Origin of the sequence: Pseudomonas frederiksbergensis, assembly GCF_003732705.1 — a bacterium.
Lineage (GTDB): Bacteria > Pseudomonadota > Gammaproteobacteria > Pseudomonadales > Pseudomonadaceae > Aquipseudomonas > Aquipseudomonas frederiksbergensis_F.
Window position 1 is genome coordinate 16,884 of the sequence record NZ_MOBR01000019.1, and the last position, 16,228, is coordinate 33,111.

Genomic DNA, 16,228 nt, shown 5'->3' on the forward strand with positions numbered 1-16,228 from the left:
CTTTTTACGCCAACGCCGTATCCATCACCATCATCAAACAAAAACCCATTAACAACCCAAGGCTGGCCAGTTTGTCGTGACCATTGCGCCGCGACTCCGGGATAACTTCATGGGTCACCACCAGCAGCATCGCCCCGGCCGCCAGCGCCAGACCCAACGGCAATAGCAACTCCGCCAGACTCACCAGCCACGCACACAACAGCGCGAACACCGGCTCCACCAGCCCTGATGCGGCACCGATCAGGAACGCCTTGACCCGCGACATCCCCGCTCCGGCCAACACCAACGCAATCACCAGCCCTTCGGGCACATCCTGCAAAGCGATGCCCATGGCCAGACTGTCAGCGTCCGGCATGCCGCCGCCGGCCGAAACCCCGACCGCCATGCCTTCCGGAATGTTGTGGGCAATGATCGCGAACACAAACAGCCAGATCCGCGGCGGAATCACCGGCCGTTCCAACGTGCCGACGAGCATTTGCGGACTTGCCCCGGAGACTTTGCGGTCCACCAGAAATAGCCCGAAAGCACCGAGCATGATGCCGAAGCTGATCAGACCGCTGGCCGCCCAAGGCGTCAGCCCCAGGCTTTCGGCCGCAGAGATGCCCGGGACGATCAGCGAAAACGCCGTCGCCGCAAGCATCACCCCGGCACCGAAACCGAGCAGGGTATCGCTGAGCGCCTGGGGCATGCGCCGAATCACCAGGACCGGCACCGCCCCGAGCGCGGTGCCCAAGGCGCAGATCGCCCCACCTTGCAGGGCGCGCAGCAGTTTCGGCTCCAGGTCCAGCCATGCCAATCCCTGGGCGACCAACAACGTCATTCCCGCCAGCAGTAACAGCGATCCCAACGCGTAACGAAACATTCGTCCGCTGCCGATCGCCAGTGTTTCAGTGCCCATAGTCAGCCTTGGATTGTTTTTATAGAGGACTTAAACCAGCGCAGCCTGATAGCGCGCCGCGACTTCGGGCCAATTGATCACGTTGTAGAACGCATTGATGTATTCCGGGCGACGGTTCTGATAACGCAGGTAATAAGCGTGCTCCCAGACGTCCAGGCCAAGGATCGGCGTGTTGCCATTCATCAACGGGCTGTCCTGATTACCACTGCTTTCCACGATCAGGGTCTTTTGCGGCGTGACGCTCAACCACGCCCAACCACTGCCGAAGCGAGTCAGCGCGGCTTTGGTAAAGGCGTCCTTGAAACTGTCGAGACCGCCCAGTTGCTCATCGATGGCCGTGGCCAACGCGCCGTGAGGTTGACCACCGGCGTTGGGCGCCATGACTTCCCAAAACAGCGAATGGTTGGCATGGCCGCCGCCCTGATTGATCACCGCGGCGCGCAGTTTTTCTGGCAGTTGCTGAACGCTGGCCACCAGTTTTTCCACCGACCAGTCGGCAAACTCGGTGCCTTCAACCGCTGCATTGAGGTTGTTGATGTAAGTCTGGTGGTGCTTGGTGTAGTGGATTTCCATGGTCTGCGCATCGATATGCGGTTCCAGGGCGTCGTAGGCGTACGGCAAGGCAGGCAAGGTAAAAGCCATTTCAATGGACTCCATGTTGAAGAGGGACAGACGGGTGCCGGGGCGACGCAGCATCCATGTGCAGCAAACGATGGGTGCGCGGGTATTCGCCGTGTTCGCTGATGAAATTCAGTAGTTCGACATAGGTCTTGCTGCTCTGGCGTAGCGCGGCCTCGCGCAGGGCCGGGGCCAGTCGCGGGTCCTGCATGGTCTGCAACAACCGTTGATGGATCGCGCACAGGTACTCGGCGCTCTCCTCCGGCTGGTTCAGACGCAAATGCAGGTCCGCCAGGTTGTGATGGGAAATCACGCAAGCGGCCACCGCTTCGTCGGCATCCGCCCAGCGCTCGAACAACACCTGGGCCAACGCCAGTGCCTGCAAGTAAGCCTCGCGGGCATCGACGAACTCGCCCTGCATGAAATGGCGATTGGCCCTTTCGATCGTGCGTTTCCAGTGCTCCATGGTGAGCCTCCAAAGCGGTAGCGGTGATTACACGCCGCCGGCAGTGAGCTTTTCTGGATTGAGCAACTCTTCCAGTTGGCTGCGCGACAAGTCGGTGTGTTCCAAGGCGACATCAATCACCGGACGGCCCTGCTGATACGCCTTCTTGGCGATTTCAGCGGCTTTTTGGTAACCGATGATCGGGTTGAGTGCGGTGACCAGAATCGGATTGCGCGACAGCGCTTCCTTGAGCCGGGCCTCGTTGACCTTGAAGCTGGCGATGGCCTTGTCACCCAGCAGACGGCTGGAGTTGGCCAGCAATTCGATGCTGCTCAGCAGGTTCTGGGCAATGATCGGCAGCATCACGTTCAGTTCGAAGTTGCCCGACTGGCCGGCGATGGTGATCACCGTGTCGTTGCCGATGACCTGCGCAGCAACCATTGCGGTGGCTTCCGGGATCACCGGGTTGACCTTGCCCGGCATGATCGAGGAGCCCGGCTGCAGGGCTTCGAGTTCGATTTCGCCAAGACCCGCCAATGGGCCGGAGTTCATCCAGCGCAGGTCGTTGGCGATTTTCATCAGCGACACAGCAGTGGCCTTGAGCTGACCGGACACCGCGACCGCCGTGTCCTGGGAACCGATCAGCGCGAACAGATCCTTGCCCGGCTGGAATTGCACTTGGGTCAATTTGCTCAGTTGCTGACTGAACAACGCCGCGAATTGCGGATGGGCATTAATCCCGGTCCCCACCGCCGTGCCGCCCTGGGCCAGGGATTGCAGGCTCGGCAGCAAATCTTGCAGGTGGCCGATGTTGGCTTTGAGCTGTTGCGCCCAGCCGTTAAGCACCTGGCTCATGCGCACGGGCATGGCATCCATCAAGTGCGTGCGCCCGGTTTTGACGTGGTGATGCACCTGCTCGGCCTTGTGCTCGATCACTTGCACCAGATGCACCAGCGCTGGCAGCAACTGTTCGTGCAAGGCCAGCGCGGCACTGACGTGGATGGTGGTCGGAATGATGTCGTTACTGCTTTGGCCGCAATTGACGTGATCGTTAGGGTTCACCGCCTCGCCCAGCAGTCGGCTGGCCAGGGTGGCGATCACTTCGTTGGCGTTCATGTTGGAGCTGGTGCCGGAACCGGTCTGGAAGATGTCCACCGGAAAATGCTGCATGAAGTCGCCTTCGAGCAAGCCTTGAGCCGCATCGACGATGGCTTTGCCCTGAGATTCGCTGATCTGCTTGAGCTCGACGTTGGCCCGGGCGGCGGCAGCCTTGGCCAGGATCAACGCGCGGATGAACTGCACCGGCATCGGTTTGCCGCTGATCGGGAAGTTATCCACCGCACGTTGGGTTTGTGCGCCGTAGAGGGCGGCTTCCGGGACTCGTAGCTCACCCATGCTGTCACGTTCGATACGCGTATTACTCATCGGGAAATCCTTGCACCAGTTCTATGAGGGGAATCGAGGGCTGCAACTCGCAGGTCGCCAGTTGCCAGGTGTAGCGCTGCCAGCGTTTGAGCCGGCATTTACATAGGGAGAGACGTTCCAGTTCGCGCAACGGGCGCCAGGCCTGGTCGAGGCAGTAGCTGCGCCAATGCCACGGCAGCGCGACATCGGCGGCGGTGTCGAGCAGCAAACGGAAGGAAGTTTCGGCGATGGTCCAGGGCGAGGTGGCCGTGCAACAGGCCAGATACCGGCCTTCGGCCAGGTAATGTTCGATCAGCCGCGGCTCATCGGGATCCATCGCGCAACGGATCTGGCGACTCATCCAGCGCCAGCTTTCGAGGTAAGGCTGCTCGTGCAAGGCAGAACTCATAATCCGGGCTCATTCGGTAATGAGATTTATTATTAGATGATAATGAGAACCAAAACAACCCCGGGATTATTTGCCACACCCTCTGTAGGAGCAAAGCTTGCTCGCGATGACAATCTCGGAGACGCCATCGCGAGCAAGCTTTGCTCCTACAAGAGCCACAAAAAAAAACGCGCCACCCATGGGGTGGCGCGCCTGTTGTGTAACGGTCTGGGTTAACTCCCCGCCACCGTCATCCGCTCAATCAACACCGAACCGGTGCGAATATTGCTGCGCAGTTCCAGATCATTCCCCACTGCCACAATCTGCTTGAACATGTCGCGCATGTTGCCGGCGATGGTCACTTCCTGGACCGCGAACTGGATTTCACCGTTCTCGACCCAGAAACCCGCCGCGCCACGGGAGTAGTCGCCGGTGACCATGTTCAGGCCCTGGCCCATCAGTTCGGTGACCAGCAAGCCACGACCCATGCGACGCAACAACGCGGCCTGGTCTTCGTCGCCATGGGTGACGAACAGGTTGTGCACGCCGCCTGCGTTGGCGGTGCTCGGCATGCCCAGTTTGCGACCGGAATAGGTGCCGAGGATGTACGACACCAACACACCATTTTCGACGAACGGTTTGGCATAGGTCGCCAAGCCATCACCATCGAATGCCGAACTGCCCATCGCTTGCATCAAGTGCGGACGCTCATCGAGGGTCAGCCATTCCGGGAACAGTTTCTGCCCCAGGGTGCCTTCGAGGAACGATGACTTGCGATAAAGGCTGCCGCCGGACACCGCCGACAGGAAACTGCCGAACAAGCCACCGGCCAACTCCGCCGAAAATAGCACCGGCACTTCGCAGGTCGGCACCGGACGCGCGCCCAGACGGCTCGCCGCCCGTTGCGCAGCACGTTGACCAATGCTCACCGGGTCGGCCAGCAAGTTGCCTTGACGGTTCACGTCGTACCAGTAATCGCGCTGCATCTGGCCTTCGGCCTCGGCGATCATCACGCAGCTCAGGCTGTGACGGGTCGACGCGTAGCCGCCAATAAAGCCGTGGCTGTTGCCGTAGACGCGGCAGCCCTGATGGGTGCTGAGGGTGGTGCCGTCGGCATTCTTGATCCGGCTGTCAGTGGCAAATGCCGCCGCTTCGCAGCTCAAGGCCATCTCGATGGCTTGTTCAGGGGTAATGTCCCACTGGTGGAACAGGTCGAAATCCCGCAGATCCTTGGCCATCAGCGCGGCATCTGCCAGGCCCGAGGCCTCGTCTTCAGAGGTGTGCTTGGCGATGGCGAGTGCGGCGGCGACGGTTTCGCGGATTGCCTCCGGACCGCTGGCCGAGGTGCTGGCCGAGCCTTTGCGCTGACCGACGTACAAGGTGATGCCAAAGCCTTGGTCACGATTGAATTCGACGGTTTCGACTTCCCGCTGACGCACCGACGTGGACAGGCCCTGCTCCAGCGACACCGCGACTTCACAGGCACTGGCGCCCTGGCGCTTGGCTTCAGCGATGATCTGCTCGACTTGCTCTTGCAGTGCCGGCAACGCTTGTGGGCCGACGCTTTCAACTGCACTCATGCTGTTCTCCACTCAAATTCTGCTTTCGGCTGGGGCCTTCGAGCGACCGGGCCGGACAAGCGGCCCCCGACTGGTTATCATGGCGGCGTTTCTTTGCGGACGGCCACCATGGTTGATTCTTACGACGACTCCCTCGATACGGGAGAAAAAAGCAAATCCCAGGTCAAACGCGAGCTGCATGCTCTGGTTGACCTCGGCGAACGCCTTACAACGCTCAAGCCTGACTTGCTGGCAAAACTGCCGTTGACCGACGCTATGCGCCGGGCCCTGGCCGATGCGCCCAAGCACACCGCGAATATCGCGCGTAAACGGCACCTCATGTTCATCGGCAAACTGATGCGCGACCAGGACACTGACGCCATTCTGATATTGCTCGATCAACTCGATGCCTCCACCCGGCAGTACAACGAACGTTTCCATGGCCTGGAACGCTGGCGCGATCGCTTGATCGCGGGCGACGATGCAGTCCTGGAGAAGTTCGTGTTCGACTACCCGGAGGCTGATCGTCAACAGTTGCGCTCCCTGATCCGTCAGGCCCAGCACGAACTGGCGACCAACAAGCCACCGGCATCGAGCCGTAAAATCTTCAAGTACATCCGTGAGCTGGACGAGACTCAACGCGGTCTGCGCTGAGTCCCGAATCGGGTGAGTCGCCACGCGGCCCACCCGAAGCTCCATCCATCAAGATCCTGTGCCACCCACAGTGATCGCATCGATTTTCAGCGTTGGCTGCCCGACACCCACCGGCACCGACTGCCCATCCTTCCCGCACGTCCCCACGCCGCTGTCCAGCGCCAGATCGTTACCGACCATCGACACTTTGCTCATGGCTTCCGGCCCGTTGCCGATCAACGTCGCGCCTTTGACCGGGGCAGTGATCTTGCCGTCTTCGATCAGGTACGCCTCGCTGGTGGAGAACACGAATTTGCCGCTGGTGATGTCCACCTGACCGCCGCCGAGGTTGGCGCAGTAGATGCCGCGCTTGACCGACTTAATGATTTCTTCCGGGTCGCTTTCGCCGGCCAGCATGTAGGTGTTGGTCATGCGTGGCATCGGCAGGTGCGCATAGGATTCACGGCGACCGTTACCGGTACGGGCCACGCCCATCAGGCGCGCGTTGAGCTTGTCCTGCATGTAGCCCTTGAGCACGCCATTTTCGATCAGCGTGGTGCATTCGGTCGGGGTGCCTTCGTCGTCGACGCTCAGCGAGCCACGACGCCCGGCCAGGGTGCCGTCATCGACGATAGTGCAGAGTTTGGACGCAACCATCTCGCCCATACGCCCGCTGTAGGCCGAACTGCCCTTGCGGTTGAAGTCGCCTTCCAGGCCGTGGCCGACCGCTTCGTGCAGCAGCACACCAGACCAGCCCGAACCCAGCACCACCGGCAACGTACCGGCCGGTGCGGGAATCGCTTCCAGGTTCACCAGCGCCTGACGCAACGCTTCACGGGCATAGCCCATGGCGCGGTCTTCGCCGAGGAAATAACGGTAATCGGTACGACCGCCGCCGCCATGACCACCGCGCTCGCGGCGACCGTTCTGTTCAACAATCACACTGACGTTAAAGCGCACCAACGGCCGAACATCTGCCGCCAGGCTGCCATCAGTGGACGCGACAAGAATGCGCTCCCAGACCCCGGCCATGCTCACGGTGACTTGCTGGATACGCGGATCGAGGGCGCGGGTGGCGACGTCGATGCGCTTGAGCAGGTCGACTTTTTCGGCGCGGGTCATCACTTCCAATGGGTTGTCCGGCCCGTACAACTGGGCGACGTCCTGGGTGGTGAACGCTTGCACCGTGCCGTTCTGCCCGGCGCGGGAGATCGAACGGGCTGCGCAAGCCGCCGCGCCCAGGGCTTCGAGGGTGATGGCGTTGCTGTAGGCGAAACCGGTCTTCTCACCCGATTGCGCGCGCACGCCGACGCCCTGGTCGAGGTTGAAGCTGCCTTCCTTGACGATCCCGTCTTCCAGCGCCCAGGACTCGGAAATCTGGCCCTGGAAATACAGGTCGGCCGCATCGATGCCCGGGCCGGCCAGATCACCGAGCACACTCTGCAGGCTCTCGATGGTCACGCCGCCGGGCGCTAAAAGGTGGTCACTGACTGAGGACAACAACTCGCTCATATGCTTTACGCCTTAAATTCATCGTTCTGAGGCAGGTCGCTGGGCGCCCTGCGAGAAAAAGCGCCGGTGACTGGACACCGGCATCCGCGCCCTGATGGACGCCTGTTCGTTGCTATCGCATTCGGCCAGCAACACGGCCTCGCCTTGATCCTGTTGCGCCAGCACGCGTCCCCACGGGTCGACGATGGCGGCATGTCCATAAGTTTCACGCGGCCCCGGGTGGGTGCCACCCTGGGCGGCCGCGAGTACATAACATTGGGTCTCGATGGCTCGGGCTCGGATCAACACATCCCAATGGGCCGCGCCGGTCACGGCGGTAAAGGCCGACGGCGCGGTGATCAGTTCTGCACCGGCAGCGCGCAATTCGCTGTACAACTCCGGGAAACGCAGGTCGTAACACACGGTCAGGCCGACCCGACCGACGGGCGTGTCCGCCACCACGACGCCACTGCCATAAGCATAGTCATCGGATTCACGGTAACGCCCGCGATTGTCCGCCACGTCGACGTCGAACAGGTGCAACTTGTCATACCGTGCAACGGTTTCGCCCTGGTCATCCACCAGCAGCGAGCAGGCATGTACTTTGGCCATCGGCTGATCCACCGGCGGCAACGGCAACGTGCCGGCGACTATCCATAACTTGAGGGCGCGAGCGGTCTGTTTCAACCACGGCAGGATCGGACCGTCGCCCAAGGCCTCGGCGCGGCCGATGTCGGCGATGTCGCGACGGCCCATGGCCGCGAAGTTTTCCGGCAGCACCGCCAGCCGCGCGCCGGCGCTTGCCGCTTGTTCGAGCAGGCGACGGGCCTGGGCTAGATTAGCCAGCACATCGCTCTGACTGACCATTTGAATCACCGCTACAGAAGACATGGCCATTCCCTTATTCCAATCAACACATGACCGTAGGAGCAAGGCTTGCCCGCGAAGGGAGCGCCGCGGTGTATCAAGAACACCGCGTTATCGTTCTTCGCGGGCAAGTCGGATCGCCGCACCGCTCGCTCCTACAAGGATTAGCTCCATGCTACTCCATCACTCCAAGGCGTGTTTTTTCAAAACGGCTTGTCCAGGGTGATCTTCGGTTCTTTCCATGGCCCTTTGACGGTGTATTTGACGCTGGCAAAACGTGCCACGCGGTCGCCAATCAGTTTGTCGATCAGGAACAGCGCGCCACCAATGGCTGGCGCGCCGACGATCAGCGCGGCAATCGGCAGGTTGTTGGTCAATGGCAAGGTCACCAGCAACTTGGCATCGACCTGATCGCCGACCAGGTCCAGGGTGCCATTGAGTTCAAGGTTGCTCGACGGGCCGGTCAACAGGATCGGCTCGCGAGTCACGTATACCCCGTTGCTCGCCACCAGCAGGCCTTTGACCCGGTCGTAACTCAAGCCTTTGCCAAACAGGTCGGAGAAGTCCAACCGCAGGCGGCGGCCGATGGAGTTGAAGTTGAGCAGGCCAAACACCCGCAACGCCTGGGCACTGCCCTCGACTTCGACAAACTGACCTTTATTGAGCGAGGCATCGAGGCTACCGGAGAAGCGCTTGGTGGCCAGCCACGCCGGCGAACCGGGCCAGCGACCATCGACGTCCATATGAAACTCTTCACTGGTGACGCTCGGCGCAAAGCCCCAGCCTTTGAGCACATCGGCGAGGTTTTTGCCGCTGATCCGGCCCTTGTACCAACTGTTGGTCGCGCCCGGCGTCCCTTCCCAACCACCGCTGCCCTGCAACAGAATGCCCTTGAGGCCCATGTCCAGGGTATTGAGGGCGATGCCCTTGGCGGTCGGACGGACTTTCAGTGACCAGCCGCCCACCAGGTCAGCGCCCTGGAACAGCTGATTGATGGTGATATCCAGTGCCGGGATTTTCGTCGGGTCCACGGAAACCAACGGGTCTGGCGAGTTTTCGTCGGCCAGCACCGTCGGATCGGGCGCCGGCAAACGCACGTATTGCAGATTGATCGCAATCGGCGCGGCTTTCGCGTCGGGGATGTTCACGTTGCCCTTGGCCTGCTGACTGTCGAGCTGCAAGGCCCAGAGCGACGGCTTGCGGGTCAGTTGCACCGACGCCTGATCCAGGGTCGTACCGAAACCGCTGAGCTTGTCGACTTTGAAATCCGCGCCGCTGAGCAGTTGCTTGGCACTGCCGCCCGGATCCTGGCCGGCGTACTTGTCCAGCAGATCTTTCCACGGGCCGACATCCAGTTCCGACAGCACACCGCTGACGCGCAGGCCTTTGTTCGCCGGCAGCACGGCATTGCCGCCGCCGAGGAACAATTCGCCGCGACCGTCGGCAAAATTGCCGGGAGGCGCCGCGAAAGTGAAGTTCGCCAGGTCACCATACGTGACCCAATAACGCCGCTCCGGCCCTTGCAGGGACATGCGGAACACCGTGTCACGGCCCACATCGGCAGACATACCGAACGGCGCCGGCAAATCGATGGCGACGCCTTTGAGGTTGGAACTGACGATCAACTGACTGTCGGCGCCATTGAGGTTCAACTGCAACTGATAAGGGACGACCCCGGATACCGGCAACGGCTGGGTTACGTTCAGCCAGTCCGTGAGTTTCTTGACCTCGACCTGACCGGAAGCGGCGACCCGGGTATCGAGCTTGCCCGGACTGCCATCGGCGAAAATCTGCGCGGTCACCGGTTTGTCGAACGCCTTCGCGGTGATGTTCTGCCCGCTCAAGCCCTTGCTGCTGTCGAAACGGAAATCGCCCTTGAGCTGAGTCAGCTCCAAGGTCGGTTCGGCCAGTTTCAGCCGGGCTTTATTGGTCTTGAAGTCGACGAGAATCTTCGGCAGGTCGCCTTTGGCCAGCGGGATGTCCAGATTGAGTTTGCCCTGCAAATCGCCCTCGCCTTCCCAACCGGCGAAGGTGTCGGCGGTGCCGATGGGGGCTTGCTGCAGAATCTTCAGGCCATCACCCAAACCGCCGGCAAACCCGCCATCAAGGAACATGTGGACGTTTTGCCCGGCTGGCACGTGCGGAATATTGACGTAGACATCGCTGACCTGGGTGTCGAGCAGTTGGCCCTTGCTGGCCAGAATCCGCACACCGCTGTCTTCAATAAACACGTCACCACTGACCTTGCTGACATGCGGCCAGCCCGGCTGGAACGCCAGTTCGGCGTCGTGCACCTTGAAGAACAGGCTGATGCTGCGAGCGGCGTCTTCGGCGCCATGATTCAGCGAGCCCTGGTACTGAAAGAATCCCTGGTCCACCGCGCCTTTGAGATTCGCCGTACGCAGCCATTCGTCCAGCGCCGGGCTGAGCACCGTCGGCAGGTACTTGGCGGTGTATTTGCCATCGCCGTCTACCAGGCCGACCCGTAGGTCCATGTAGTCTTCCTGAGTGTGGTCGAAATGCAGGCGAATCAGGAAGTCGCCGGCAATCTTGCCCTCTTCGCCCAGCACCTTCAGGTACGGCGCGATCAGGGTGAAGCCTTCTTTATCGAGCTTCCAGGTCAGACGGGCGTTGGCCTGAATGTACTGCCATGGCTTGGCGAAAATCGGGTCCAGGTGCAAGGAAAAATCCTTGCTGTCCATGCGCAACTCACCGTGACCGAGGTCGCCGCTGATGCTGCCGCTGACATTCCGCGCCGCCGGTGCGCCGTGATAGGCGTCGAAGCCGACCCGTTCCAGGTTGGCGGCAAAACTGAATTTAGTGTCGTCGGTGGCATTGGGCCGCAAGTCGATCAGCACGTTGCGTAATGCACCGGTGACCTTGAGTTTTTCGACTGCCGTGGCAACGCCTTCAGGCAACGGCCCCAACGCATTGAGCAGCGGTGTGAGCGGAGTCAGGTCCAGACGATCGGCTTGCAGGTGCCAGAGTTCTTCGGCCTTGTCGGTGGCAACGTTTTGCTTGAGTTGCAGACGGGTCTCCCAGCGCGTGTCGCCAAAGTTCATCGACAAGGAATCAAGGGTTACCAGGGCACCTTCGTCGCTACGCTGGAAGTAAGCGTTGAGCGCCAGATTGTTGATCTGGATCGGCTTGCGTTCGGCGTAGGCACCTTTCAGTTGCGGGGCGTTCAGTCGTATTGCAACGCTTTGCACAGCGCCATTGCCCCAGTTCAGCCACAGCTCACCACCGGCCTTGATCTCGGAGAAATTCCATTGCCGGGTCAGGCGCCCAGGCAGCCATTTCGACCAATCGCTTTGCGGCAGGCTCAGATAAGCCTCCGCCGCCCCGTCCTTCCAAGCGCTGGCACGCACGCGGGTGCGCAAGCTCATGGCGACCGGTTGACCATCAGGCAGGGTCAGGCGTGCGTCGAGTCGCTGACGGGAGGCGCCGGTTTTCAGATTCAGGCCGACGTAGGTCAGCGTCAGCGGCGCATGGTCCAGCGGCTGCAAGGTGATCTGGCTGTCGAGGACCGACAGCTGTTCGACCATCTGCATGCGATTGAGCAGTTGCTCCGGATCCAGCGGCTGGTCCTGCTGCACCGGCAGACCTTCCAGCGCCCATTGGCCGTCCTCGCCTTCCTTGAGGCTGATCTTCAGGCCATTGAGTTCCAGGTGAGCGATGCGCACTTGCCGGGCCAACAGGCTGGCCCAAAGGTCTGGCACCACCCGCACGTTATCCAGGCGCAGGGCATTGGTGCCCGCGCCGACCGTCACGTCGTGGGCCAGCAGGATCGGCGCAAAACCGCTCCAGTTGCCTTCCAGCCTGCCGATTTGCAGGGGCATGCCCAAGGCGTCACTGGCTTTGGTCTCGATGTCTGCGCGGTATTCGGCCACCAGCGGCGTCAGTTCCCGACCGAGGCTGACGTACAACGCCATCAGCACCAGAGCCAACGCACACAGGCCCAGTCCCCAGCGGGTCAGTGCGGCCAAAATGCGTGTCAGACGGTCCATGTCAGTTGGCTCCCATGGCAAAAATACTGCAAAAAGCTGAGGCCAGCCGTTCTAGTCGCGGTGAAACCTGGAGATTCAGAGCAGCACCACGTCGTATTGTTCCTGGGAATACATGGTTTCGACCTGGAACCGGATGGTGCGACCGATAAACCCTTCCAGTTCGGCAACGTTGCCCGACTCTTCATCGAGCAAACGATCGACCACTTTCTGATTTGCCAATACACGATAGCCTTCGGCCTGATAAGCGCGGGCTTCGCGAAGGATCTCGCGGAAAATTTCGTAGCACACCGTTTCCGGGGTCTTGAGCTTGCCGCGCCCCTGGCAGCTGCTGCACGGTTCGCACAGCACCTGTTCGAGACTTTCGCGGGTGCGCTTGCGGGTCATCTGCACCAGGCCCAACTCGGTGATGCCGATGATGTTGGTCTTGGCGTGATCGCGTTCCAGTTGCTTCTCAAGGGTGCGCAATACCTGACGCTGGTGCTCTTCGTCTTCCATGTCGATGAAGTCGATGATGATGATCCCGCCGAGGTTGCGCAGGCGCAGTTGGCGGGCAATGGCGGTGGCGGCTTCGAGGTTGGTCTTGAAAATGGTTTCTTCAAGATTGCGATGACCGACGAACGCCCCGGTGTTGACGTCGATGGTGCTCATGGCCTCTGCCGGGTCCACCACCAGATAACCGCCGGACTTGAGCGGCACCTTGCGCTCCAGGGCTTTCTGGATCTCGTCTTCGACGCCGTACAGGTCGAAAATCGGCCGCTCGCCGGGGTAATGCTCGAGGCGATCAGCGATTTCCGGCATCAGCTCAGCGACGAACTGGGTGGTTTTCTGGAAGGTTTCCCGGGAGTCGATGCGGATCTTCTCGATCTTCGGGCTCACCAGGTCACGCAAGGTGCGCAGGGCCAGGCCGAGGTCTTCGTAGATCACGCTCGGCGCGCCGATGGTTTTGATCTGGGCGTTGATCTGGTCCCACAGACGGCGCAGGTAGCGGATGTCCATGAGGATTTCATCGGCGCCAGCGCCTTCGGCAGCGGTACGCAGAATGAAGCCGCCGGCCTCTTTGATGCCTTCTTTGGCCACGCAGTCGGTGACCACTTGCTTGAGCCGTTCGCGCTCGGCTTCGTCTTCGATCTTCAGGGAAATCCCGACGTGAGCCGTGCGCGGCATGTACACCAGATAGCGCGACGGAATCGACAATTGCGTGGTCAGGCGTGCGCCTTTGGAGCCGATCGGGTCCTTGGTGACTTGCACCACCAGGCTCTGGCCTTCGTGCACCAGACTGCTGATGCTTTCCACTGCGGGGCCTTCACGCAGGGAGATTTCCGAAGCGTGAATGAACGCAGCACGGTCCAGGCCGATGTCGACGAAAGCCGCCTGCATGCCCGGCAAGACCCGCACGACTTTGCCTTTATAAATGTTGCCGACGATCCCGCGCTTTTGCGTGCGCTCGACGTGAACTTCTTGCAGGACACCGTTTTCAACCACCGCCACGCGCGATTCCATCGGCGTGATGTTGATCAGGATCTCTTCACTCATGGCAGGGTCTCGTTCAGGCATGTTCACGATAATGGCCGCATCTTGTCAGTACGACGCTTAGCGCGCGTTAAGGGTTTGCCAACAGGGTATGCCGAAATGGCCGAGCAGTTCTGCGCTTTCGCACAACGGCAATCCGACCACCGCCGAATAGCTGCCATCGAGGCCGGCGACAAACACTGCGCCCAACCCTTGAATGCCATAGCCGCCGGCCTTGTCCCGAGGTTCGCCGCTGGCCCAGTAGGCCGCCGCTTCCTCACGATCGATGTTGCGAAAACGTACAAGGCTGCGCACCACCCGCGACTCGCAACGCTCGCCGTCGAGCACGGCAATGGCTGTCAGGACTTCGTGTTCACATCCCGACAACATCATAAGCATGGCGCAAGCGTCGGCTTCGTCCACTGGCTTGCCGAGAATTTTCCCGTCCAGCACCACGGCGGTGTCGGCGCCCAATACGCAAAATGCTGTGTCGGATACGACCGTACGGCGCCCGGCCTCAGCCTTGCCGCGCGCCAGACGCTCGACATAGGCCGATGGGGTTTCGTTGTGCAAAGGGGTTTCATCGATGTCCGCACTGATGGCGGAGAACGGCACGCCGATCTGCGTGAGCAGTTCACGTCGACGCGGCGAGCCTGAGGCGAGGTACAACTGCGTCATCAAGACATCTCCCTTGTCCAGTGCGGGCACATGCCTGACCGAATTAATTGATTTTGTAGCGCCGACGCAGACCACGCAAACCGAAGCTGATCCACGGCCAGAGCAACGCACTCACCAGCGCTGGCAGCACCAGCGCCAGGGTTGGCTGGCGGTTGCCGGTCAGAGCGCTGAGCCACAGCTGGACCAGTTGGGCGAGGCCGAAGATCACCAGGATCACCAGGCACTGTTGCCACATCGGGAACATTCGCAGGCGCTGTTGCAACGCCAGCACCAGATAGGTGATGAGCGTCAGGATCAACGCGTTCTGGCCAAGCAAGGTGCCATAAAGCACGTCTTCGGCCAGCCCCAGGCAAAACGCGGTGACCATGCCGACGGTTTGCGGCAAGGCCAGCGCCCAGAATGCCAGCAGCAAGGCCAGCCACAGGGGGCGCAGAATTTCCATGAATTGCGGCAACGGCGAAACGCTGAGCAGCAGGCCGATGGCGAAGGTCAGCCAGACGATCCAGCCGTTTCGGGATGAAGTAGCACCCGCCATTATTCTCTTCCCCCAGTGGTAGCCGGTGCAGAGACAGGCGGTTTGGCAGCGGGTTTCGCGGCAGTCGGCTTGGTCACAGGCTTGGCCAGATGGGTCGTTGCCGCAGGCTTGGCCGGTGTCGTTGCCGCAGGCGTAGCAGCGGCTGGTGCTGCGGCTGGTGCAGCAACGGCCGGCGTCGGCACGACCGCAGGAATCGGTTTCGGCACAGTGGCCGGAATGATCGGCCCACCGCCGTGCTGATCCAAAGCTTCCTGGGCCTGGGCGGCGTCGTTGGCGCGTTCTTCGGCGGTGCGGCCATCGCTGAACACCAGCAACAGATAACGGCTGCGATTCAACGCAGCGGTCGGCACGGCGCGGACGATGGCAAACGGCTGGCCGGAATCGTGGATCACTTCCTTGACTGTCGCCACCGGGTAACCCGCCGGGAAACGCTGGCCGAGGCCGGAGCTGACCAGCAGATCGCCTTCCTTGATGTCGGCGGTGTCGGCGACGTGACGCAATTCCAGACGTTCCGGGTTACCGGTGCCGCTGGCAATCGCCCGCAGACCGTTGCGATTCACTTGCACGGGAATGCTGTGGGTGGTGTCGGTCAGCAACAAAACACGGGAGGTGTAAGGCATCAACTCGACCACCTGGCCCATCAGGCCACGGGCATCGAGCACCGGCTGACCGAGGATCACACCGTCGCGCTCACCTTTATTGATGATGATGCGATGGGTGAAGGGGTTGGGGTCCATGCCGATCAACTCGGCCACTTCGACCTTTTCGTTGACCAGTGCGGAGGAATTGAGCAACTCGCGCAGCCGAACGTTCTGCTCGGTGAGGGCGGCAAGCTTTTGCATGCGACCCTGCAACAGCAGGTTTTCGGTCTTGAGTTTTTCGTTTTCGGCGACGAGCTCGGTACGGCTGCCGAATTGGCTGGCCACACCTTGCCATAGCCGCTGCGGCAGGTCGGTGATCCAGTAGGACTGCATCAGCACCAGCGACATCTGGCTACGCACTGGCTTGAGCAGTGTGAAGCGGGCATCGACCACCATCAGCGCGACCGATAGCACGACCAGCACCAACAAGCGCACGCCCAGTGAGGGGCCCTTGGCGAAAAGCGGTTTAATAAGCCGCTCCTCCCAGGCAAATGTTCTCTTTATTCATACGGCATCAAACCGGCCTGGATGCAGACTGACAGAAGATAAACGCAA

14 protein-coding genes are annotated in these 16,228 nt (G+C 61.1%); 1 reads left to right on the forward strand and 13 read right to left on the reverse strand.

The features are described 5' to 3' along the window. Positions 1-4: 4 nt before the first annotated feature. The 6 genes from BK667_RS20500 to pmbA all read right to left on the reverse strand — a co-directional run bounded on the left by BK667_RS20500 (position 5) and on the right by pmbA (position 5,333). A complete protein-coding gene (locus tag BK667_RS20500; protein ID WP_123516334.1) occupies positions 5-898 on the reverse strand; it encodes a ZIP family metal transporter in 894 nt (297 codons plus the stop codon). A gap of 30 nt (positions 899-928) precedes the next feature. Next, complete coding sequence (locus BK667_RS20505; RefSeq protein WP_123598714.1) at positions 929-1,540, reverse strand: superoxide dismutase; 612 nt, start codon at positions 1,538-1,540, stop codon at positions 929-931. A 1-nt stretch (position 1,541) separates the two neighbouring features. Further along, on the reverse strand, positions 1,542-1,982 hold the full coding sequence (locus tag BK667_RS20510; protein ID WP_123598715.1) for a DUF2753 family protein: 441 nt from the start codon (positions 1,980-1,982) through the stop codon (positions 1,542-1,544). Between the two features lie 27 nt (positions 1,983-2,009). Next, positions 2,010-3,386, reverse strand: a complete 1,377-nt coding sequence (locus BK667_RS20515) for a class II fumarate hydratase (protein WP_123516340.1) — start codon at positions 3,384-3,386, stop codon at positions 2,010-2,012. After that, positions 3,379-3,774 (reverse strand): FagA protein, encoded by a 396-nt coding sequence (locus BK667_RS20520; RefSeq protein WP_123516342.1) that lies wholly within the window; start codon positions 3,772-3,774, stop codon positions 3,379-3,381. The genes BK667_RS20515 and BK667_RS20520 overlap by 8 nt, the downstream gene beginning before the upstream one ends. A gap of 212 nt (positions 3,775-3,986) precedes the next feature. After that, positions 3,987-5,333, reverse strand: a complete 1,347-nt coding sequence (gene pmbA / locus BK667_RS20525) for a metalloprotease PmbA (RefSeq protein ID WP_123598716.1) — start codon at positions 5,331-5,333, stop codon at positions 3,987-3,989. Between the two features lie 108 nt (positions 5,334-5,441). Between pmbA and yjgA the strand changes: the two genes are divergently transcribed. Then, a complete protein-coding gene (gene yjgA / locus BK667_RS20530) occupies positions 5,442-5,966 on the forward strand; it encodes a ribosome biogenesis factor YjgA (protein ID WP_123516346.1) in 525 nt (174 codons plus the stop codon). Between the two features lie 48 nt (positions 5,967-6,014). On the opposite strand, the gene tldD is transcribed toward yjgA, so the two are convergent. From tldD to mreC, 7 genes are all read right to left on the reverse strand, one after another. Continuing rightward, positions 6,015-7,457 (reverse strand): metalloprotease TldD, encoded by a 1,443-nt coding sequence (gene tldD, locus BK667_RS20535; protein WP_123598717.1) that lies wholly within the window; start codon positions 7,455-7,457, stop codon positions 6,015-6,017. Positions 7,458-7,475: 18 nt separating this feature from the next. After that, a complete protein-coding gene (locus BK667_RS20540; protein WP_123598805.1) occupies positions 7,476-8,327 on the reverse strand; it encodes a carbon-nitrogen hydrolase family protein in 852 nt (283 codons plus the stop codon). Positions 8,328-8,506: 179 nt separating this feature from the next. Continuing rightward, positions 8,507-12,310, reverse strand: a complete 3,804-nt coding sequence (locus BK667_RS20545) for a YhdP family protein (RefSeq protein WP_123598718.1) — start codon at positions 12,308-12,310, stop codon at positions 8,507-8,509. A 75-nt stretch (positions 12,311-12,385) separates the two neighbouring features. Next, positions 12,386-13,843 (reverse strand): ribonuclease G, encoded by a 1,458-nt coding sequence (rng, locus tag BK667_RS20550; protein ID WP_123516354.1) that lies wholly within the window; start codon positions 13,841-13,843, stop codon positions 12,386-12,388. Between the two features lie 57 nt (positions 13,844-13,900). Beyond that, on the reverse strand, positions 13,901-14,497 hold the full coding sequence (locus BK667_RS20555) for a Maf family protein (RefSeq protein ID WP_123516356.1): 597 nt from the start codon (positions 14,495-14,497) through the stop codon (positions 13,901-13,903). A 43-nt stretch (positions 14,498-14,540) separates the two neighbouring features. After that, a complete protein-coding gene (gene mreD, locus BK667_RS20560) occupies positions 14,541-15,032 on the reverse strand; it encodes a rod shape-determining protein MreD (protein WP_123405261.1) in 492 nt (163 codons plus the stop codon). Continuing rightward, entirely contained in the window at positions 15,032-16,144 is a 1,113-nt protein-coding gene (gene mreC, locus BK667_RS20565) for a rod shape-determining protein MreC (protein ID WP_123598719.1), read from the reverse strand. Before mreC ends, mreD begins: the two co-directional genes overlap by 1 nt. Between the last annotated feature and the right edge of the window lie 84 nt (positions 16,145-16,228).